The organism is Nonomuraea helvata, assembly GCF_039535785.1.
Taxonomy (GTDB): Bacteria; Actinomycetota; Actinomycetes; order Streptosporangiales; family Streptosporangiaceae; genus Nonomuraea; species Nonomuraea helvata.
Map to the genome: position 1 here is coordinate 229,735 of NZ_BAAAXV010000012.1, position 20,637 is coordinate 250,371.

At 69.7% G+C, this 20,637-nt stretch carries 21 protein-coding genes and 1 pseudogene; 8 read left to right on the plus strand and 14 right to left on the minus strand.

Annotation, left to right across the window (positions count from 1 at the left end):
- Positions 1-37: 37 nt before the first annotated feature.
- Together ABD830_RS51185 and ABD830_RS51190 are read left to right on the plus strand one after the other, a co-directional pair.
- A complete protein-coding gene (locus tag ABD830_RS51185; RefSeq protein ID WP_345003461.1) occupies positions 38-361 on the plus strand; it encodes a hypothetical protein in 324 nt (107 codons plus the stop codon).
- On the plus strand, positions 355-675 hold the full coding sequence (locus ABD830_RS51190) for a hypothetical protein (RefSeq protein ID WP_345002894.1): 321 nt from the start codon (positions 355-357) through the stop codon (positions 673-675). The genes ABD830_RS51185 and ABD830_RS51190 overlap by 7 nt, the downstream gene beginning before the upstream one ends.
- Before the next feature lie 154 nt (positions 676-829).
- Here the strand turns inward: ABD830_RS51190 and ABD830_RS51195 are convergent, their stop codons facing one another.
- Positions 830-1,228 (minus strand): Tn3 family transposase, encoded by a 399-nt coding sequence (locus tag ABD830_RS51195; RefSeq protein ID WP_345002895.1) that lies wholly within the window; start codon positions 1,226-1,228, stop codon positions 830-832.
- On the opposite strand from ABD830_RS51195, the pseudogene ABD830_RS51200 reads away from it, so the two are divergent.
- A pseudogene (locus ABD830_RS51200) lies at positions 1,212-1,429 on the plus strand (response regulator); the annotation flags it as partial. The gene ABD830_RS51195 and the pseudogene ABD830_RS51200 sit on opposite strands and share 17 nt — an antisense overlap.
- 118 nt (positions 1,430-1,547) lie before the next feature.
- On the opposite strand, the gene ABD830_RS51205 reads toward ABD830_RS51200, so the two are convergent.
- Genes ABD830_RS51205 through ABD830_RS51215 form a run of 3 tightly spaced genes read right to left on the minus strand, consistent with a single transcriptional unit; the run spans position 1,548 to position 4,067 of the window.
- Complete coding sequence (locus ABD830_RS51205; protein ID WP_345002896.1) at positions 1,548-2,387, minus strand: alpha/beta fold hydrolase; 840 nt, start codon at positions 2,385-2,387, stop codon at positions 1,548-1,550.
- Complete coding sequence (locus ABD830_RS51210) at positions 2,384-3,391, minus strand: HEAT repeat domain-containing protein (protein ID WP_345002897.1); 1,008 nt, start codon at positions 3,389-3,391, stop codon at positions 2,384-2,386. The genes ABD830_RS51205 and ABD830_RS51210 overlap by 4 nt, the downstream gene beginning before the upstream one ends.
- Before the next feature lie 7 nt (positions 3,392-3,398).
- Positions 3,399-4,067, minus strand: a complete 669-nt coding sequence (locus ABD830_RS51215; protein WP_378521067.1) for a HEAT repeat domain-containing protein — start codon at positions 4,065-4,067, stop codon at positions 3,399-3,401.
- A gap of 556 nt (positions 4,068-4,623) precedes the next feature.
- On the opposite strand from ABD830_RS51215, the gene ABD830_RS51220 reads away from it, so the two are divergent.
- Both ABD830_RS51220 and ABD830_RS51225 read left to right on the plus strand, forming a co-directional pair.
- Positions 4,624-4,875 carry a DUF4242 domain-containing protein gene (locus ABD830_RS51220; protein WP_345002898.1) on the plus strand — a complete coding sequence of 84 codons (252 nt, stop codon included), beginning with the start codon at positions 4,624-4,626 and terminating at the stop codon, positions 4,873-4,875.
- Positions 4,876-4,935: 60 nt separating this feature from the next.
- Positions 4,936-5,601 (plus strand): RICIN domain-containing protein, encoded by a 666-nt coding sequence (locus ABD830_RS51225; RefSeq protein WP_345002900.1) that lies wholly within the window; start codon positions 4,936-4,938, stop codon positions 5,599-5,601.
- Between the two features lie 215 nt (positions 5,602-5,816).
- Here the strand turns inward: ABD830_RS51225 and ABD830_RS51230 are convergent, their stop codons facing one another.
- The 4 genes from ABD830_RS51230 to ABD830_RS51245 all read right to left on the minus strand — a co-directional run bounded on the left by ABD830_RS51230 (position 5,817) and on the right by ABD830_RS51245 (position 10,586).
- Entirely contained in the window at positions 5,817-6,068 is a 252-nt protein-coding gene (locus tag ABD830_RS51230; protein ID WP_345002901.1) for a helix-turn-helix domain-containing protein, read from the minus strand.
- A gap of 80 nt (positions 6,069-6,148) precedes the next feature.
- Positions 6,149-7,243, minus strand: a complete 1,095-nt coding sequence (locus ABD830_RS51235) for a tyrosine-type recombinase/integrase (protein WP_345002902.1) — start codon at positions 7,241-7,243, stop codon at positions 6,149-6,151.
- Between the two features lie 81 nt (positions 7,244-7,324).
- Positions 7,325-8,854 carry a helix-turn-helix domain-containing protein gene (locus tag ABD830_RS51240; RefSeq protein WP_345002903.1) on the minus strand — a complete coding sequence of 510 codons (1,530 nt, stop codon included), beginning with the start codon at positions 8,852-8,854 and terminating at the stop codon, positions 7,325-7,327.
- A 16-nt stretch (positions 8,855-8,870) separates the two neighbouring features.
- Positions 8,871-10,586 carry an enoyl-CoA hydratase-related protein gene (locus tag ABD830_RS51245; RefSeq protein ID WP_345002904.1) on the minus strand — a complete coding sequence of 572 codons (1,716 nt, stop codon included), beginning with the start codon at positions 10,584-10,586 and terminating at the stop codon, positions 8,871-8,873.
- Positions 10,587-10,989: 403 nt separating this feature from the next.
- On the opposite strand from ABD830_RS51245, the gene ABD830_RS51250 reads away from it, so the two are divergent.
- A complete protein-coding gene (locus ABD830_RS51250) occupies positions 10,990-14,847 on the plus strand; it encodes a Pls/PosA family non-ribosomal peptide synthetase (RefSeq protein WP_345002905.1) in 3,858 nt (1,285 codons plus the stop codon).
- Between the two features lie 354 nt (positions 14,848-15,201).
- A complete protein-coding gene (locus tag ABD830_RS51255; protein ID WP_345002906.1) occupies positions 15,202-16,113 on the plus strand; it encodes a M1 family metallopeptidase in 912 nt (303 codons plus the stop codon).
- 257 nt (positions 16,114-16,370) lie between these two features.
- On the opposite strand, the gene ABD830_RS51260 is transcribed toward ABD830_RS51255, so the two are convergent.
- The 6 genes from ABD830_RS51260 to ABD830_RS51285 form a co-directional block, all read right to left on the minus strand.
- The gene (locus ABD830_RS51260) at positions 16,371-16,637 is read right to left on the minus strand and encodes a hypothetical protein (RefSeq protein WP_345002907.1); all 267 of its coding nucleotides are present in this window, start codon (positions 16,635-16,637) and stop codon (positions 16,371-16,373) included.
- Between the two features lie 676 nt (positions 16,638-17,313).
- Positions 17,314-17,688, minus strand: coding sequence for a nuclear transport factor 2 family protein (locus ABD830_RS51265; protein WP_345002908.1), 375 nt, complete (start codon positions 17,686-17,688; stop codon positions 17,314-17,316).
- Positions 17,689-17,759: 71 nt separating this feature from the next.
- Positions 17,760-18,062: a DUF952 domain-containing protein gene (locus tag ABD830_RS51270; RefSeq protein ID WP_345002909.1), complete on the minus strand. Its 303-nt coding sequence runs from the start codon at positions 18,060-18,062 to the stop codon at positions 17,760-17,762.
- Positions 18,059-18,613, minus strand: coding sequence for a GNAT family N-acetyltransferase (locus tag ABD830_RS51275; RefSeq protein WP_345002910.1), 555 nt, complete (start codon positions 18,611-18,613; stop codon positions 18,059-18,061). Before ABD830_RS51275 ends, ABD830_RS51270 begins: the two co-directional genes overlap by 4 nt.
- 20 nt (positions 18,614-18,633) lie before the next feature.
- A complete protein-coding gene (locus ABD830_RS51280) occupies positions 18,634-19,227 on the minus strand; it encodes a TetR/AcrR family transcriptional regulator (RefSeq protein ID WP_345002911.1) in 594 nt (197 codons plus the stop codon).
- On the minus strand, positions 19,224-19,547 hold the full coding sequence (locus ABD830_RS51285; protein WP_345002912.1) for a DMT family transporter: 324 nt from the start codon (positions 19,545-19,547) through the stop codon (positions 19,224-19,226). Before ABD830_RS51285 ends, ABD830_RS51280 begins: the two co-directional genes overlap by 4 nt.
- Positions 19,548-19,654: 107 nt before the next feature.
- Between ABD830_RS51285 and ABD830_RS51290 the strand changes: the two genes are divergently transcribed.
- Positions 19,655-20,632 carry a radical SAM protein gene (locus ABD830_RS51290; RefSeq protein WP_345002913.1) on the plus strand — a complete coding sequence of 326 codons (978 nt, stop codon included), beginning with the start codon at positions 19,655-19,657 and terminating at the stop codon, positions 20,630-20,632.
- Positions 20,633-20,637 lie beyond the last annotated feature (5 nt).

Here is a 20,637-nt window from a genome sequence, read left to right on the forward strand (position 1 = left end):
GGCAAGTCCACGGCTGCTGAACCTGGTATCCGGCCTGCTGACGCCCACCGCGGGACGGGCAGAGGTCTTCGGCCATCCGCTGGAGAAGGCCGCGGTCGCGTTCGTCGCCCAGGACAAGCCACTGTATCGCCGGTGGAGCGTCGCCGACCTGCTGCGCTTCGGCTCCGCGACCAACCCCCGCTGGGATCGCGCGGCTGCGCAGTCACTGCTGTCCGGGCACGACATCGGCCCGCGCGAGCGGGTGGACCGATTGTCCGGCGGCCAGCGCACGCTCCTCGCGCTCGCGCTGGCCGCCGGCAAGCGCGCCGACCTGGTGGTGCCGGCGCCCTGGCCGCGACCGCCGTCCTCGCCGCGGTGCTGACCTGGTCCCTGCCGGACAGCGCGGGTAATCCGATGGCTTGGCCGTACTACGAAAGCCACGGCCCGGTCCTCTATGGCAGGTCGCTGTTCGCACTGGCACTCGGCGTCGCACTCGGCGCGGTCACCCGGCACACCCGCATCGCCATGCCGCTGTCAGTGCTCCTGGTCGGTGCCGGCCAACTCGCCGGCCGGGCCCTGCGCGGACGATTCGATCTGCCCTTCTGGACCATGCAGTGGACCGAAACGGCCGCCTACCTGGCACTCACCCTCGCCCTGACCGGAATCGCCTACCTGGTGATCCGACGCCAAGCCTGACCATGAAGGAGATCACGATGGCCCACAACCCGAAATTCATCCGCCGACGGCTCGGCACGACGGTCTTGGTCGTAGTGGCCGTGCTCGTCGCCGCGGTACTCCTCGCTGGTGTGATCGTGCTGCTGGGCTGAAGCGCCTGCGTGGTGAGCTGGCCTCAGCTACGGTCTGGAGAACCCGGAGCCAGACGTTTGGCCACGTCCAGCCGCACCTCACCGTACGGCTGGATGTGCTGCCAGAACAGCGGGGTCAGTCCGCGCCGGTCGGCGGGTTTGAGCAGCTTGGCCCATTCCGGATCGGCGAGGATGTCCTGCAGCATCAGGGTGTTGATGTATATGAGCGCGGTCTGCAGGATGCGCAGGCACAACACGCTCATCTCCAGCTCCTCGCGCCGGTTGGTGGCGATGTCGCCGCCCTTGCCGTAGAAGATGACGCTGTTGGCGCCGTTGGAGGACTCCACCACGTTGAGCCCTTCCTGGATCTCCCGCTGCTCCTCGCGGAAAGGTCTTCTGCGCCCGGCCGACCTCCAGCATGGCCTGGTAGACGTCGTGACCACCTACGGCCTCGACCAGTACGTGCACGCCGCACCCCGCGCAGGAGCCTGCGGGTTTCCGCTTGAACACGCGGGACCGGTGCTCCTCGTGGAGGGCATTCGAGCGGCACCGCCAAGACCCACGTGGCCAACGTCCAGCGCAAGCTCGGGGCGCGCAACCGCGTGGGCATCGCCGCCTGGGCCTGGGAACACGGCCACGCGTGAACCTTGAGCCGGCGTTTTCGGGAACCGGAGGCCATACTGGCTCGGATACAGACCACTTGATCAACGACTCCTACCGGTCAGCCCCGGAGCCCGAGGGTGAGATCCCCTCGGGCGACCCTCAGGCCCTGAGGAACGCGGCGATCGGCTCGGCCTGGCCGAAGACAGCGTGACCCACCTCGGGCAGCAGATGCACGGTCGCGTGCGGGATGCACTCACGCACGCGCCGCGCGGTCTGGTGGGAGTCGAACATCGCGTCACGGCCGCCGACGATGACGAGGACGTGCATGGTGAGAGCGCGCAACGCCTCGTCGGGGAACACCGGGAGCCTCTCCCTGCGCGGGTTGAAGTGCGTGAACGTCAGGACGACGGCGTCAAGCGCCTGCCGGTCCCTGTCCCCGTCCAGTCCTGCGACCGCCATCGCCGACTCGCGCAGTCCGTCGCGCCGGAACGGGCGGGTCAGCAGGGCCTTGAACATCCAGCCGACCTTCTGCCGTCCCACGCCGCCTGGGCACATCAACGCCAGGCGGGTCACCCGTTCTGGACGGCGGATGGCGTAGTCCAGGGCCGTCCAGCCGCCGAGGGAGGTGGCGACGAACGCGGCGTCGCTGATCCCGAGCCCTTCCAGCACGTCGTCCAGCCAGAGTGCCACGGCGTCGGAGTCCAGGGCGGGGCGCGAGGGCGCGCTCAGACCCGGCTCGCCGACGAGGTCGACGGCGTATGCACGGAAGTTCTGGGACCAGGTGACGACATCTCCTTGCCACATCGACGCGTTCGCGCCCGAACCGTGCAGCAGCACCAGGGGCGGCGCGTCGTACGGGCCGGAGGCGAGGACGAAGGTCTCGCCCTGACGGGTTGGCACCCGTAGCTGCTCGGCGGGAACCGGCCAGGCCTCCAGTGCCTGCCGGTAGTGTTCGAGGAGCTCGCGTCTACCGGCTTCGGACTTGTAGATCATCGTCATGACTCCTGCTTGCGTATCCGAAGGATGTATGCCGCGGTAAGCGCAACGGCACGGTCTTCGTCATGTGACAGATCCACGAGGGCTCGTGACGCTGTGGTTCCGGGGATGTCCGCGAGCGCCTGTGTCAGCCGTCGGCGTGCCGACGATTCGACGGCGTCATGGGCGAGGCGATCGACGAGCATGGAAGCGATCCGATCCGCCGACGCGGGACGACTCGCCAGCGCGCTCAGGGCATCGGCCGCATCGACGTCATGCGTCCCCTCGACAACCATGTCGATGAGCGTCGGAACGGCTTCGGCTACACCACGGGCCCCCAGCGCCAGCGCCGCGTACCTGCGGACCACGAGGTCGGGGCTCGTGAGGGTCTCCTGCAGCAGCGCGGTCGCCGTAGCGTCCGAAATCTCGGCGATGGACTGGACGGCACGCTTGCGCACCTCGGCCACCGGTGAGCCGAGACCCTCCGCAAGCAGCGCCAATCCGGCGTCGCCCGATTGCGCCAGCGCCCATCGAAGGGCTCCGGCGACGTTCGGGTCCGTCTCGCTCAGCACTGCCTCGACCAGCGCTTCCACCGGCACCGGCCCCTCTTCGACAGAGGACAGGGCCGCGCGCTGGCGCCTGCCGGCGCTCTTCGACCCCAGCGCTTGCAGGAGCGCGACGACCTGGAGGACGTCCTGCCAGCCCGCGGGTTCGGCAGCGCCGATCCGGCGCAGTCGCGTGAGCAGCTGCGTCTCAGCCGCGATGCGTTCTCGCGTCTGGCGGATGAGGTCGTCGACGAGTTCTACGGGCCTGAAGTCAGGATCATCCAGTGCGCGCCCGACTTCCCGCAGCGACAGTCCCAACGACCGCAGGCTCTCGATATGAAAGATCCGCCGGATGTCCTCGCTGGAGTACTCTCGATAGCCGCCATCGCTGCGACCCGTCGGCCGCACCAGGCCGAGCGAGTCGTAATACCGGAGCATGCGGGCGCTGACCCCGGACCGCCGTGCCACATCACCGATCAACACGGCCCCGTCACTCCTCCTCGCCGGTGCCGCCGAGGGCCACCACACGCTTGGCTTCCTCGATCGCGAACGCCACCCCGGCATCCGGGTCGCGCAACAGCTTCTCCGTGTCGATCGCGTGCGCGCGTACCCGTGGGTCGGGATCCGTCATCGCAGCGCGCAGCGCTGGCACGATCACCTCACCGAGCGCGACCAGCGCCCTGCTGAGGCTCAGCCACATCTCACGCCCGCCGCGCCCGAGCTGCGCCGACAACACCGCGGCCAACTCGGGCACTTCACCGTCGGGCACGAGCACGACCGCCGCCCGCCAAGCGCTGCGCGCCACCTCATCGTCGGCGTCGCCCAGAAGCGCCCGTGTGATCGCCGGCCATGCAAGCCGATCCCCGATCTTGGACAGCGTGTGCAACGCCTGGCTTCGTGCCTGCGCATGCTCCGAGCGAACTTCTTCGACAAGCGCCGGGACCGTCATTGACGCCGGGTGGCGCGTGAGCGCCCACGTCAGCATGTCACGCACAGAGAACTCGGGCTCGATCGCGCAGCGTTCGATGAGCTTGTCGATGAACCGCGGGTCGGGGCTCGCGCCGAGCGCCAGCGCCGCCCGCAGCCGCACTGACGAGTCGCCGGCCTCCAGTGCCTGCAAAGCTGGGAACGCATCCATGTCCTGTTTCGGCATAGCCATCGGGACCACCTCCTTGGCACCAGTGAAGGCCTTGTCACAGTGTCAAGGTCAACCGAGGCCACGTCGCGAGGTCGTCAGGCACCCGCTGAGGCCCCGAGCGGGTGAACCCGACCAGCCCCACGCGAGCAGCAACTGGCCAACATCCGCCGCATCTACGGCCCCGAGAAACAAGCCCAAGGTGTCCTGGCCATCGAGATTGAGACCGACCCGGAACCGGTCCCTCCATCGAGGCTCCGCGACGTTCCAGGCATGCAGCTCGGGCTGATCGACCCCCATCCAGGGCCCCGAGGCCCAAAAGCGCATCAACCAGCTCCGCAACGTGCTGTCCAACTGGGACTGACACCCTGAGCCCGCCCTCAAGTGATCACCACACGCGGCGATGCGGCCCCCGCATGGGGGGCCATCGTCTCGGTGGACAGCAACATCCGTGGCGACCGCTGCTACCGGGACCCCAATCTAGGGAACGCGCGGCGCAACATAGGGATCCGTTCCCGATCCGGCTGCCCGGCCCGCGTCCCTACGGTTGGCGGGACTCACCACGGAACGGGAGGCCGGCATGCCGCTCTACATGGACGTCCACACCATCGCCCAAGGCGTCGCGATGGCCGACGTCGTCCAGGCGCACAAGGCGGACCTGCAGCATCAGGGCCGCCACGACGTCAGCTATCTGCGCTACTGGGTCGACGAGAGCCAGGGCACGATCTTCTGCCTGGTCGAGGCGCCTTCGGCAGAGGCGGCCGCGGCGGTGCACCGCGAGGCCCACGGGCTGGTGGCCGACCAGATCTTCCAGGTGCAGGAAGGCAGCTGACCCGCCGCAGCGCCCTCACGTAACGGATCGAAACCCTCAACAGGAAGCGAGCAAACGCCCATGAACCAGACCCTCTCCGGCCGCGCACGACGCTCGACCGCGCCGCTGCTGCTGGCCGCGGCGATCTCTGTGGCGATCTCCGCGGCCGGCTGCCTCGTGCCGGCCGCCGCGAACGCCGCCGACCAACCCACCCCGGCCCTGGCCCCGGCCCCGGTGGCGGTGCCGGTTTCGGTGCAGCCGACCGGAGGGCCGGTGGCGCCGCCGCCGGGCCCGGGCCCGCTGGCTCTCGGCGGCTTCTTCAAGGTGCAGGAGGCCGAGCAGAGCAAGTGCCTGGACGTCAAGGACGCCTCCACCGCCGAGAACGCCTTACTCCAGCGCATCTCCTGCAAGGGCAACGACGCCCAGCTGTGGCTGCCGACCCTGCTGTCGATCGACGGCTCCGGCGCCTTCGTCTACCAGCTGTCCAACCGGGGCAGCGGCAAGTGCGTCGAGGTCAGGAACGAGGCCGCCGCGTTCGGCGCGCAGGTGGTGCAGCACGCCTGCGACCCCAGCCGCCTGGCCGGGGAGCGCTGGCTGCACCAGGGGGAGATCCCGTCCACCGGGGTGGGCTTCGGCCAGCTGAAGTCGGCCCTGGACCCCTCCCTGTGCCTGGACACCCTCGGGCAGCTGGCCAAGGTCTTCACCTGCACCACGCCCAACGACGCGCAGCTGTGGCGCTTCCAGTGACCGTGACGTCCGGCCGCCGGGCCCGTACGTGACGATGAGGGCCTGTCCGCTGGGGGAGGCCCTCGTCGTCACACCGCCGCACAGGGCGGCGCAGCAGCGCAGCCGCTCCCTCTGCTCATAGGCTCGCCGGGTTGCCGGCCGGGACCACGGGCACCCGCTCAGGCGTGTTCGGCGGGGACGGCGGCCGTCCAGGCGACGGCCGGAGGAGCAGCCGGTCAGGTAGGGGCCGGCGTGGAACGGGTGGCGAGCCGGTCGAGCGAGATGCCGAGCACGTCGGCCAGGGCCGCGATGGTGAAGAACGCCGGCGTCGCGATCCGGCCCGTCTCGATCTTGCGGAGGGTCTCGGCGGACATGCCGGCGGCGGCCGCGACCTCGACGATGCTGCGCTCGCCACGGGCCCGGCGCAGGATCAAGCCCAGCTGCTCGCCGCGCAGCCGCTCCTCAGGAGTCAGCGGAGGTCGCACCATGTAACCCACTCTATACCCGTGATACCGGTATAGTTATCGAATTCTCCGTCGTGAGCGGCGGGGGAGAGCGGACACCGCGCTCACCGGCCGCTCTTGCCGCGCAGCAGCGGATGCGTACGCATCGCCACCTCCAGCTCGCCCGGCAGCTCATCGCGGTAGCGGCCGAGCGTCGACAGATCACTGTGCCCCAGCACCCGCCGCACCGCGTCCATGTCCACCGCGTCCGCCAGCAGATGCGTCGCCGTCGTGTGCCGCAACCCGTGCGGCGTCACCGAACGCCGCTGATCGGGGTCCACCCGCCGCTGCACCCGGTCGATCACCGCCTGCACGTCTCCCCGCGCCAGCCGCCGCCCCCGCCACGACAGCAGCAACGCCTTGTCGGCCCCCGGGTTGGCCCCCGTGCCGGCCACCGTGCCGGCCACCGTGCCGGCCACCGTGCCGGCCACCGTGCCGGCCACCGTGCCGGCCACCGTGGGCCGTCCTCGCTCCAGATACTCCTGCAGCACCCCGGCAACGCCGTCCGGCAACGGCACGTCCCGCGTCCGCCCGCCCTTGCCGAAGATCCGCCAGTAGCGCACCCCGTCGTTGGTGAAGAAATCCTCCACGTTGGCCCGCACCAGCTCCGACACCCGCGGCCCCACCGTCGACAGCAGCAGCACGATCACCGCGTCGCGCAACTCCGTACGCTGGTCGCGACGCTTGCCCGCCGGGGGAGCCTCCGGCAGCGCCCGCGCCGCCCCGATCAGCCCCTGCGCCTGCTCGCGCGTCAACGCCCGCCGCTGCGGCCGCAACCCGCCGCGCTCCTTGGCCGTCACCGTCGAAGCCGTCATCGGGTTGATCTGCACCCAGCCCGCCAGCGTCGCATGCTTGAACAGCGCCGAGATCGACCGGCGAAAACGCGCCTGCGACGACGGCGACTGCCCGCCGCCGGCCGTGCGCCGCCGCCCGTCCGGCCGGCGCGCGAACGCCAGCAGCAACGCGTCCACATCCTGGCCCGTCAGATCGTCGAGCACCACCTCGGCGCCGGCCAGCTCCACCAGCGTCGCGACATCGCGCGCATACACCTCCGCCGTCGACGGTGACAGCGCCCCCGTCACCGTCCTGGCCCGCACCAGCTCCACATAACGGTCAGCCGCCTCCGCCACCGTCAGCCGCTCGAGCTCCGCAGGCCGCACCGGCCGCCACCTTCCCCTCGAATGTCCCGCGCACGAGAAAAGATCCAAGGACGACCGTAGCGGCCGGCACCGACAGGAACGCTAGATGTCGCGGAACGTCTCGATGCGCGCTCCCAACGCGTTCAACCGTTCGGCCAGATCCTCATACCCGCGGTTGATCACGTAAACGTTGCGCAGCACCGAGGTGCCCTCCGCGGCCATCATCGCCAGCAGCACCACCACCGCGGGGCGCAGCGCCGGCGGGCACATCATCTCCGCGCTGCGCCACCGCGTCGGGCCCTCGACCAGGACCCGGTGCGGATCCAGCAGCTTCACCGACGCCCCCAGCCGCGTCAGCTCCGTCAGGTAGATCGCCCGGTTGTCGTACACCCAGTCGTGGATCAACGTCGAGCCCTGCGCCGACGCCGCGATCGCCGCGAAGAACGGCACGTTGTCGATGTTCAGCCCGGGGAACGGCATCGGGTGGATCTTGTCGATGGGGGAGACCAGCTTCGACGGCCGCACCGTCAGGTCCACCAGCCGGGTACGCCCGTTGGCCGCCGCGTACTCCGGGCCCCGATCGCAGTCGAGGCCCATCTCCTCCAGCACCGCCAGCTCGATCTCCAGGAACTCCACCGGCACCCGGCAGATCGTCAGCTCCGACGACGTCACCACCGCCGCAGCCAGCAGGCTCATCGCCTCCACCGGATCCTCGGAGGGGGAGTAGTCGACGTCGCGCTCGATGTCGGGCAGCCCGTGCACCGTCAGCGTCGTCGTCCCCACCCCTTCCACCCGCACGCCCAGCTGCTCCAGGAAGAAGCACAGGTCCTGCACCATGTAGTTGGATGAGGCGTTGCGGATCACCGTCACGCCGTCGTGCCGGGCCGCCGCCAGCAGGGCGTTCTCCGTCACCGTGTCGCCCCGCTCGGTCAGCACGATCGGCCGCGACGGCGACACCTCCCGGTCCACCCGCGCGTGATAGAACCCGCCCGTCGCGGTGATGTCTAGCCCGAAGTGCTTCAGCGCCGACATGTGCGGCTGCACCGTACGGGTGCCCAGGTCGCAGCCGCCCGCGTACGGGATCTGGAACTGCTCGGTGCGGTGCATCAACGGGCCCAGGAACATGATGACGCTCCTGGTGCGGCGGGCCGCCTCGGTGTCCATCGCCTCCAGCTCCAGCCGGGCCGGAGGCACGATCTCCAGGTCGCTGCCCTCGTTGATCCACCGGGCCCGCACCCCGATCGAGGCCAGCACCTCCAGGATCCGGTAGACCTCCTCGATCCGCGCCACCTTGCGCAGGATCGTCCGGCCCGAGTTCAGCAGCGACGCGCACAGCAACGCCACGCACGCGTTCTTCGACGTCTTGACGTCGATGCTGCCCGACAGGCGGCGGCCGCCCACCACCCGCAGATGCATCGGCCCCGCATATCCCAGCGAGACGATCTCACTGTCGAGCGCCTCACCGATCCGGGCGATCATCTCAAGACTGATGTTCTGGTTGCCGCGCTCGATCCGGTTGACCGCGCTCTGAGACGTCGCCAGAGCATCGGCCAGCTGCAACTGCGTCCATCCACGATGCTGACGCGCATCCCGGATCAGCCGGCCGATCCGCACAAGATAGTCATCTGCCACAACAGGAGACCATATCTCACATATGAGATGCCGCAGCGCCCGCCGGGGCCGACGCGCCGGACAACTCCCGATGGCCCGCCAGATGCTCCGGCGTCGCCGCGGCCTTCACCTTGTGCACGAACGCCCGCCGCGCCGCCCGGAACTCGTTGCGGTCGTCGAACATGTCGCGGCTCATCTCGGCCAGCTCCTCGGCCCGGTAGGCGTCCAGCGGCCTGCGCCGCTCATCGACCTCACGCGCCTGCCGCCGCCCCGCCAGCAGCCGATCATAACCGGGATCCGCCGCCAGCCTTTCGGCGTACTCCAGCACCCTGCGCTCGAAGTCGAGCCGCGGCCCGCCCAGCATCCGATCGGCCAGCCCCATCTCGACCGCCTCCACCGCGCCGACCGGCAACGCCTGCTGCGTGAGCCTGCGCGCCGTCTCCGCGCCCACCCGGCGCGGCAGCACGTACGTCCAGTACTCGCTGCCGAACAGGCCCATCGTCCGGTAATGCGGGTTCAGCACCACCGAATCCCGGATGATCACCCGGTCGGCGCCCAGCCCCATCATGACCCCGCCCGCGCCCGCGTTGCCCCCGATGGACGTCACCACCAGCTGGCTCGTACAGCCCACGATCTCCCGGCACACCCCGTTGATCGCGTTGATGTTCAGCCACGCCTCCAGCTCCGGCTGGCGTGCGGCCTCGATGACGTTCAGGTGGATGCCGTTGGAGAACGTCTCCCCGCCCCGCACCACCAGCACCCGCGTGTCCTGCGCCACCGCGTACCGCAACGCCGACGACAGCCGCCGGCACTGCTCGGTCGACATCGCCCCGTTGTAGAAGTCGAAGCTCACCACTCCCACGCCGTCGCTGCGGTCATAGGTGATCTCGCTGTAGCCCGAACGCTCCGGAGCCGAGGCGACCCGGTCGCCCAGCGCCAGCGCCGCCGGCAGCTTGATCGCCCCCTCCTGCTCCAGCCGCACATGGCCCACCCACACCGAACCGCCGTCGCCGGTGTGCACCAGCACCGCGCCCTCCCGGCGCGCCGCCACCTGCCCCGGCCGCCCCGCCAGATCGGGACCCCGGTACACGTCGAACACCCGCACCGGCACCTCGCACAGCATCGCCCGGCCGCCGGGCGCCCCGTCGGCGGCCCGCACCCGCCGCAGGATGTCCTGCGTCGGCTCCTCCCAGGAGAACTCCCGATCGGAGTGCCGCATCGCCCGCCGCAGCCGGCCCCGCACCTCCGGCGCCCGGTAGTCCAGCGGCACCGGCACGAACGACGGATCCGCCGCGTTGGCCGCCACCTCCGTCACCAGCTCCACCGCCGCGTCGGCGACCGGACCGTTGTACAGCGCCGACTTGCGCGGCACCCCTGAGGGGTCCGACGGCATCGCGAACGTCCGGTACGCCCAGATCGGGCCCGCGTCCATCTCCTCGACCGCCTGCAGCGCCGTCACGCCCCACTCGGTCTCGCCCTCCAGGATCGCCCAGTCCAGCGACGACGGCCCCCGGTCCCCGGGCGGCCCCGGATGGATGATCACCGTACGGTGGGAACGCCACAGCGCCTCAGGCACCCGCTCCTTCAGGAACGGGCAGATCACCAGATCCGGCTTGGCCAGCTCGGCCGCCTCCGCCATCGCCTGCTCCGAGACGGCCAGCTCGACACTCACCTCATGGCCGGAGCGGCGCAACTCCAGCCAGCAACGCTGGGTCAGGCCGTTGAACGAGGAGCACAGCAGCAAGATACGCAACGGGGGACTTCTTTCCAGCAAGGTAGACGACACGGAACGGGGGGCACGGCAGGGGAGTGCTCAACGGGACGGGCGTTCTCTCCCGTCTCCCTCATTTAAGGCAGTCCCATATGGCCCATACATGTCTTTGATGCTGACATGGATCGTCCACTGCCGGTGACATTTCACCGCAAAAAACCCGCCCAGACCGGCCCTAATTGGACCGATTTGCCCGAAACATCCGCTGTGGTGGGCGGCAGGCCGCACACCCCGCCCGACCGAATCCCCCCATCCGGGAGCCCCAACCACCGCGGGAGCAGCCGACACCGTTCCACACCCGCGTGCCCCGGCCGGCCGCCACCGATCAAACAGGAACGGCACGTACCCTTCAATGTCAGCCGCCGCCGACCCACAGGAGCACCGCTTGCCCACCCACCAGGCCGACTTACGCCACACCACCGCGACCGCGCTCTACCCCGCGGGCATACTGGCGACCCAGCCACGCACCCTCATCGACATCCTCGACGAGACCACCCGCCGCCACCCGCACGCCCTCGCGATCGACGACGGCACCGTACGCCTCGACTACCGCTCCCTGCGCACCGAGATCGACCGCCTCGTCGCCGAACTCGCCGCAGCCGGAATCGGCCACGGCCACCGGGTAGGCATACGCGTCGCATCAGGAACCGCCGACCTGTACCTGTCCATCCTCGCCGTGCTCGCCGCCGGCGCCACATACGTCCCCGTCGACGCCGACGACCCCGCAGAACGAGCCACACTCGTCTTCGCCGAAGCAGAAGTCGACGCGGTCATCTCCGGCGAACTCACCGTGAGCGGCAACCCCACGACACCCCCGGCACCGCCCACCCCCGACGACGACGCCTGGATCATCTTCACCTCCGGCTCGACCGGCAAGCCCAAGGGCGTCGCCGTGACACACCGGTCCGCGGCCGCGTTCGTGGACGCCGAAGCCGGACTCTTCCTGCGCGACCAGCCGCTCGGCCCCGGCGACCGCGTACTCGCCGGACTGTCCGTGGCCTTCGACGCCTCCTGCGAAGAGATGTGGCTGGCCTGGCGGCACGGCGCCTGCCTCGTGCCCGCACCCAGAGCCCTCGTACGCACCGGCATGGACCTCGGCCCCTGGCTGGCCCAGCAGCAGATCACCGTCGTCTCCACCGTGCCCACGCTGGCCGCGCTCTGGCCCGCCGAACACCTCGACCGCATCCGGCTGCTCATCTTCGGCGGCGAAGCCTGCCCACCCGAACTCGCCGAACGGCTCGCCGTACCCGAACGCGAAGTGTGGAACACCTACGGCCCCACCGAAGCCACCGTGGTCGCCTCCGCGGCACCCCTCACCGGCGACGGACCCGTACGCATCGGCCTGCCCCTCGACGGATGGGACCTCGCCGTCATCGACGACAACGGCCACCCGGTGGCCATGGGGGAGAGCGGAGAACTGGTCATCGGCGGCGTCGGCCTGGCCCGCTACCTCGACCCCGCCAAAGACGCCGAAAAGTACGCGCCGCTACCCACCCTCGGCTGGGAACGCGCCTACCGCAGCGGCGACCTCGTCCGAGCCGACCCCCAAGGCCTGGTGTTCATCGGCCGCGCCGACGACCAGGTCAAACTCGGCGGCCGCAGAATCGAACTCGGCGAAGTCGAAGCCGCCCTGCGGACCCTGCCCGGCGTCACCGGCGCCGCCGCCGCCGTCCGCACCGCCGGCGGCGGCCACCAGGTACTCATCGGCTACATCGTCACCGAACCCGGCTTCGACCTCGGCCACGCCCGCGACCTGCTCACCGACTCCCTGCCCGCGCCCCTGGTGCCGCGCCTGGCAGCAATCGACACACTCCCGACCAGAACCTCCGGCAAAGTCGACCGCGACGCCCTGCCCTGGCCGCTGACCGCACCCACCACGCCCACGACGCCCACCAGGCCCGAGACCGGGCTGAGCCCCGCCGAGACCGCACTGGCCGAACAGTGGACCGCCATCCTCGGCGTCGCACCACAAGGACGCGACGCCGACTTCTTCACCGACGGCGGCACCAGCCTGGCCGCAGCCCGCCTCGTATCCACACTGCGCGCCGACCACCCCGACGTCGCAGTCGGCGACGTGTACGCACAGCCGACACTCGGCGGACTGGCGCGCCTGCTCCAGGACCGAGGCGAGACCGAACCGGAACGCCGGCCCGTCACCCCGATGCCCACCCGCGCCGCGCTGGCCCAGTCAGCACTCATGATCCCCCTGCTCACCATCGGCGCCATGCGCTGGATCGTGCTGCTCGCCGCCCTCGGCAACCTGCTGGCCCCCACATGGGCCCCCACCCTGTCCTGGTGGTGGGTGACCCTCGGCGCCCTGCTGTTCGTCACCCCCGCCGGACGGATGGGCCTGTCCGCGGCCACGGCCCGCCTCCTGCTCCGCGGCGTACAACCAGGCAGCCATCCACGCGGCGGCAGCGTCCACCTGCGCCTGTGGTTCGCCGAACGGTTCGCCGAACGACTCGGCGTCCCCGACCTCGCCGGCGCGCCCTACCTCGCCTGGTACGCCCGCCTGCTCGGCGCCCACGTCGGCAGCGACGCCGACCTGCACTCCCCGCCACCCATCACCGGACTGCTCAAACTCGGCAGCGGCGCCTCGATCGAACAGGAAGTCGACCTCCGCGGCCACTGGTACGACGGCGGCCGACTCCACATCGGCGACATCAAAATCGGCGCCGGCGCGCGAATCGGCTCCCGATCAACCCTCCTGCCCGGCACCAGAATCGGGAAGAACGCCCAGATCGCCCCCGGCTCAGCAGTCGCCGGCAACGTACCGGCAGGCCAGCTCTGGGCCGGCGCACCAGCCTTCAGACAGGGCAAAACACGCAGATCCCGGCCGGCCGAACGACCCGCCCGCTCCCGCACCTGGGCCACCCTGTACGCGCTGACCGCCATCGCGCTCAGCCTGCTCCCGGCGACCGCCGCCGCAGCCGCCCTCACCGTCCTGGCCGCCTCCGCCGCCGACGCACCCACACTCGGCCAAGCCCTCGCCGCCGCCCTGCCCGCCGTGCCACTGGCCACCATCGCCGGCATGACCACCTACGCGCTGATCACACTGGCCAGCGTGCGACTCCTCGGCACAGGCCTGCACGCCGGCCGCCACCCCGTCCACAGCCGCCAAGCCTGGCAGGCATGGACCACAGGCCGCCTGATGGCCTCCGCACGCGTCTGGCTGTTCCCGCTGTACGCCAGCGTCCTGACACCCGCCTGGCTGCGCGCACTCGGCATGAAAGTCGGCCGCGGAACCGAACTGTCCACCGTCCTGGCCCTGCCCACCATGACATCCGTCGGAGACGGCGCCTTCCTGGCCGACGACACCATGGTCGCCCCGTACGAACTCGACGGCGGCTGGATGCGCATCGCCACCGCACGCATCGGCAAACGCGCCTTCCTCGGCAACTCCGGCATGACCGCACCCGGCCGCAAAGTCCCCAAAGACGGCCTCGTCGGCGTACTGTCGGCCACCCCGAAGAAAGCCAGATCCGGCTCCTCCTACGTGGGCATGCCACCCATGGAACTGCGCCGCACCGCCGAAGAAGCCGACCGCAGCCGCACCTACCACCCGCCCGCCCGCTACAAAGTGGCCCGAGCGCTCGTCGAGACCTTCCGCGTCGTACCCGCGATGTGCACAGTCGCGCTCGCCGTCCTGGCCGCCACCGCCTTCGAATGGCTCGCCACCGGCTACGGCTTCGCCACGGCCCTCACCCTGGGCGGCGTCATCCTGGCAGCCGCCGGCATCCTCGCCGCCACCCTCGCCACAGCCGCCAAATGGGCACTCGTCGGCCGGATCACAGCCGGCAGCCGGCCACTGTGGAACTCCTTCGTCTGGCGCAACGAACTCGCCGACAACTTCGTCGAAGTGCTGGCAGCCCCCTGGTTCGCCCAACCATGGCTCGGAACCGCACCATTGAACGCGTGGCTACGTTCACTCGGGGCACGCATCGGGCATGGAGTCACATGTGACACATACTGGCTGCCAGAAGCAGATCTGGTCACACTCGGGAACGGCGCCTGCGTCAACCGAGGCTGCGTCCTGCAAACCCACCTCTTCCACGACCGCGTCATGAACATCGACACCGTCACCCTGGACACAGGCGCGACCCTCGGCCCCCACGGCGTCATCCTGCCCGCCGCCCACATCGGAGCCCACACCACCATCGGACCAGCCTCACTCGTCATGCGCGGCGAAACCGTACCCGCCCGCACACGATGGTTCGGCAACCCCATCTCGGCATGGCGATGACACCGTACTTCCCCGCACACGGCGACCACCGATACCAGGTCACCCACTACGACCTCACACTGAAATACGGCGTCACAGGCAACCGGCTCGACGGCACAGCCCGACTCACCGTCTCCGCCACCCAACCCCTCAACACCCTCCACCTCGACCTCGGCCGCTTCCGCGTCCCAACCGTCACCGTCAACGGCATCCCCGCCCGCCACACACGCACAAGGCAAACTACGGATCACCCTCCCCACACCGCTACCGGCCGGAACCGAAGCCGTCATCGACGTCCGCTACACAGGCAGGCCCACCCCCATACCAAGCCCCTGGGGAGGCCTCGGATGGGAAGAACTGACCGACGGCGCACTGGTGGCCGGCCAGCCGATCGGCGCACCCTCCTGGTTCCCCTGCAACGACCGCCCCGACAACAAAGCCTCCTACCGGATCACCGTCACCACCCCATCCCCGTACCACGTCATCGCCAACGGCACACTCACCGCCCACCGACGCGGCGCCGGCACCACCACATGGACCTACGACCAGCCCCAACCCATGGCCACCTACCTGGCCAGCGTCCAGATCGGGCGCTACCAGCTCACCGAGATCGCCGGAACCCGACTCGCCCACCCCGCACGCCTGACCACCCGCGCCCGGCACGACTTCGCCCGGCAGGGCGAGATGATGACCGCGTTCACCCAACGATTCGGCCCCTACCCGTTCACCGGCTACATCGCCGTCGTCACCGACGACGACCTGGACATCCCCGTCGAAGCACAAGGCATGTCCATCTTCGGCCGGAACCACGCCGACGGCCGCCGCGGCTCCGAACGGCTGATCGCCCACGAACTCGCACACCAATGGTTCGGCAACAGCCTCACCGTGTCCTGCTGGAGCGACATCTGGCTCCAAGAGGGCTTCGCCACCTACGCCGAATGGCTGTGGTCCGAAGCATCCGGCGGCCCACCCGCCGCCGAACACGCCCGCCGCTGGCACCAGCGCCTCACCGCACTGCCGCAGGACTTCGTGCTCGCCGACCCCGGCGTGGACACACTGTTCGACGACCGCGTGTACAAGCGCGGCGCGCTGACCGTACACGCCCTGCGCCGGACAATGGGCGACGAGGCGTTCTTTCCCACCCTGCGCGCCTGGACCACCGCGCACCGGCACGGCAACGTCACCACCCACGACCTGGCCGCGCACGTCCAACGGCACACGGCACGGCCGGTGGGGCCGCTGCTGTCCGCCTGGCTGTACGACAAACCCCTCCCGCCGGCCGTCTGAAGGAGGGCGCCCCCGTCCGGGAGCTCCAACCGTGGGGGAGCGGTCGCCGTGTCACCATGCGCTTACGTCCGGCGACGGCTCCGAGAAACGGGGGCCTGCCATCGGGGGGAGATGTTCCGGGCTGCAAGGCGGGAGACGACGTGGAGCTCGGAGAGTGCCATGCGCCGTTTTGCCCCAGTATGTGCTTCTTTGTCCGTAACCAGACAGAATCCAGCTTCTGTCTGGTTACGTGTGCGAAGTCGGATTCGGCGTGGGGGTCAGAGGCGGTTGACGAAGCGGGCGGCGGCGCGCTGGCTCATGCCGGTCTCGCCGCGTACGAGGAAGACGGCTTCCTGGATCTGGCCGAGGGCTTTGAGCTCGCGGGCCTGGTCGACGAGGTCGACGCGGATGCCGGGCCGGTTGCGTGGGCGCTGGGTGAGCCGGGCCGCCACGATGATCAGCCAGATGGCGAGTGCGGCGGCTACGGCGGTGAGCGCGACGAGGCCGGGGGCGTTGATGTCGAGGGCGGACATGAGGGCGGACATGGTGGGCGTCTGCCCGGGTGCGGCCTGTTTATGCTGATTGCTTGATAATGAACATTATGTCAAGTAAGGGTTCCGGGAGGGGTGAGGTGCTCCCCTCGGCGGGTGGGGTTGGTGGGTTTGGTGTGATATTTCTCTCCGTAACGGCTCCGGTGTCTCTCCGTGATCTCCGTGGAGACGCGAATCGGGCGCTGAGCGGGGGTTTCGTGGCGTGGTGCGGTGGTGTGGCGGGGCTCTCCCGGGCGTTGACCAGCCTTTTGACGCTCTGTTGATTCGCTGTCCTTGGCGGGTTGTGTCGTTTTAGTGTTGGAGATCCTGCTATTCGCATTGCGAGAGGAGCAGCTCGTGGGGAGTCAGTCGGTGCTATGTGAGGTGTGTCAGGGGGTTCTGCCGGCTTCGGGTAAGGAGGCGTATACAACGCTGCGAAGCCGTCTGATCCTGTCGAACGGGTACTGCGTGGGTGGGTGCGCCGAGCGGCGTGCTGAGGAGCAGGCGCAGCAGCAGACGCAGCAGATGGTGCGTCCGCAGCCGGCTCCGGTGTCTGTGGGTTCGCGTGGGCCGGTGCGGTCTGCGGTGGCGCCGGTTCGGGTGGCGCGCTGATCGGTTCCGGTCGGGTGCCGGGTGTGTGTCGGGGGTTTGCGGTGTGTGGCCGGTTGTGGGGGCCGGTCGGTGCGGTGGGTTATGGGTGGCCGTCGGTGGTGTGCCAGTAGTCGCGGGTGTGGGTGACGAGGCCGTCGGGGTCGAAGCGGGCGAAGACGCAGCCTGCGAGGGTGACGGGGCGGCCGTTGTCGTGGGCGTGGACGCGGAATTCGATGGCTGCCTGGTCGCCGTCGACGATGGGTGTGGCGAAGGTGACGTGGGGGTCGGTTTCGCCGGTGAATGACCATCGGATGTAGGCGGCGATGGCGTGTTTGCCCTGGTGGGGTGGGCGGAAGGGCATGCTGGTGTGGACGGCGTCGTCGTGGTAGAGGGCGATGATGGCGTCGGTGTCGTGGTGGGTCCAGCCATGTTGCCAGGTGTCGGCGAAGTGCTGGGCGGCCGTTCGGGTGTCCATGGTTGTCATTGTGTGGGTGGCGCGGAGGTGGTTCGCGCCGCCCTTTTTGTTTGCTCCCCTCCCCCGGGTGTTCAGGGGGTGTAGGGGTGGATGGCGGTGACGGCGGTGATGGGCAGGGGGCCGTACAGGTGGGGGAAGCCGTTCTCGGTGCGGATGTCGAGGCCTGTGGGGTCGATGTCGAGGATGAGCAGGGGTTCGGTGAGGTGGCTGTAGAAGGTGGTGTGGACGCCGCGTAGCTGGGTGAGGTCGCGGCTGCAGTGGATGAAGCCTTCTTGGTCGAGGGTGCGGCCGAGGGTGGAGATGCGGTACTCCCCCGTTTTCTGGGCGTTGTGCCAGTCGGTGCGGAGGGCGAGGTGGTGGATGACGGGGGTCATGGGGTCCATTCGCTGTCGAGGATGGCGTAGATGGTTTCGCTGCTCCATTCGCCTTTGACGAATTCGTTGTCGATGAGGGTGGCTTCGTGGCGCATGTGGAGTTTTTCCAGGACGCGGGCGGAGGCGGTGTTGCGGGCGTCGAGGCGGCCGGTGATGCGGTGCAGGCCGAGGCCGTCGAAGCCGAGGCGGAGCATTTCGTGGGCGGCTTCGGGGGCGTAGCCGTGGCCGTGGTGGTCGGGGTGGAGGACGTAGCCGATTTCGCCTTGGCGGTGTTGTTTGCTGGTCCAGATGAGCAGGATCTGGCCGATGAGTTGGCCGGTGTGGCGCAGGGTGATGGCGAGGTCGAGGGCGTCGTTTTCGTCGAGGAGGCTGGTGCGGGTGATCTTTTTGTCGAGGAAGGTGCGGGTGGTGTCGCGGTCGCGGGGTTCCCAGTAGAGGTAGCGGGCGACGTCGGGGCGGGATTCGTAGGCGTGGAGGGCGTCGAGGTCGTCGGGGGTGAAGGGGCGTAGGAGGAGGCGGGGGGTGGTGATCGGGTAGTCGGGTTTCAGCACGGGGGCAGTGTAGGTGGGGGTCAGGGGGGTGGCAATGCGTTTTCTGCTGTTTTGACGGCGTGGGTGAGCAGGGCGCGGGTGTGGTCGAGGGGGCGTTGTTCGACGATGTGTTCGAGCCAGAGTGCGGTGATGGTGGTGTAGAGGAGGCGGACGCGGGTGTCGGTTTCGGGGAGGCGGAGGGCGTCGGCGACGATGCGGACGCAGCCGTCGGTCCAGCGGCGGGCGATGTGCTGGAGTTCGGGGTCGCGGCCGGCGTGGACGTACAGCTCCCAGAGGCCGAGTTGGCGGGTGCGGTCGGCGGTGTCGAGCTGGTCGGGCAGGGCGGTGAGGCCGTGGTCGGTGATCCAGGTGCGGGTGGTGGCGAGTTCGGTGTCGACGAGTTGGGCGAAGGCTTCGGCGAGGAGTTGGTCGCGGGAGGCGAAGTAGTAGGTGGTGGCGGCGAGGGGGAGGTTGGCGCGGTGGGCGACGGCGCGGTGGGTGACGGCGGCGAAGCCGCCTTCGGTGAGCAGGTCGACGGCGGTGGTCAGGAGGGTGGCGCGGCGGCGGCGTCCGCGTGCCTGGGTGGGTGCGGGGGTGGTGGGGTGGGTCCGCTCCCCCGGCGTGTTCTGTGTCAATGGGTACCTGCGAGGTTGAGGACGACGACGCCGCCGATGATGAGGAGGATGCCGCCGATCTTGAGTGGGGTGAGGGTTTCGCCCATGAAGGCGGCTCCGATGAGGGCGATGGCGGCGGTGCCGGCGCCGGCCCAGATGGCGTAGGCGGTGCCCATGTCGAGGTGGAGTTTGAGTGCTTGGGCGAGCAGGGAGAAGGAGGTGATGTAGCCGGCGGCGACGGCGATGGTCCAGGGGATGTGGGTGAGGCCGTTGCTGAGTTTGAGTGCGGAGGTGGCGAGGACTTCGGAGGCGATGGCGAGGGAGAGCAGGAGCCAGGGCATGGGGGTCTTCCGGTGCGGAAAAGTGGTACGGGTGTGCCAATTTTAGCGTGGGAGGCTTAGCGGGGGTGGTGTGCGGGTGTGCGGGAACTGCTTGAAAAGGGAGTCGAATGCGTGTTCCATTGGTTGGTGTGGGTTGGGACGCGCTTGCGCTTGTCGAGGAGGCCGCCGATGAGCGGCCGCTGATCGAGCGGCGTGCGGTGGCGCGCGGCGGTTTTTTCGAGCTGCAGGCCCGTACGGTGATCGAGCGGGTGCCGCAGGCGGCGGGCATCGCTCAGCAGTGGGCTGTGTCTCCTTACCGTGGGTGCGCTCATGCGTGTCGTGGGTGTGGTGCCCGGGCGGGGCATCGGCGGCTGGGGTTGGATGCCGGGCGTGATTTCGACACGCGGATCGTGGTGAAGCCGAACGTGGTGGCCCGGTTGCGGGCGGAGCTGGCGCGGTGGGACGGGCAGGAGCTGGCGGTGGGGGTCAGCGGTGACTGCTATCAGGCGGCCGAGGAGACGTATCGGCTGATGCCGGGGGTGATCGGGGCGCTGGCGGAGGCGGCGGTGCCGTTCACCGTCTACACCAAGAGCGCGCTGGTGGTGCGGGATGCCGCGTTGCTGGCGCGGGCGGGGGCGCGGGTGGCGGTGTCGATCGCGTTCGTGGACGAGCGGATCCGGCGGGCGGTGGAGCCGGGCGCCCCGACCGCGCAGGCGCGGTTGGAGCTGGTGTCGGCGCTGGTGGAGGCGGGGGTGGGGTGCCGGGTGCTGATGGCTCCGGTGCTGCCGTTGCTCAGTGACGCGGCTGATCAGCTGGGGGCGACGGTGCGGCGGATCGCGGCGGCGGGGGCGCGGGCGGTGGAGCCGGTGGTGTTGCGGCTGCCGCCGGGGACGCGTTCGTGGTACCTGGAGTGGCTGGCGACCGAGCATCCGCAGCTGGTGGGGCGGTATGAGGAGCTGTATGACCGGGCGGGGGTGCCGTCGCCGGATTATGAGGGGCGCATCAGGGGGCAGATCGCGCAGTTGTGCCAGGTGTACGGGATGGGGTGTGGTGCGCCTGCGGCTGAGCGGCGTGAGCCGCAGGCGGCGCAGCTCGAGCTTGTGTGAGGCGG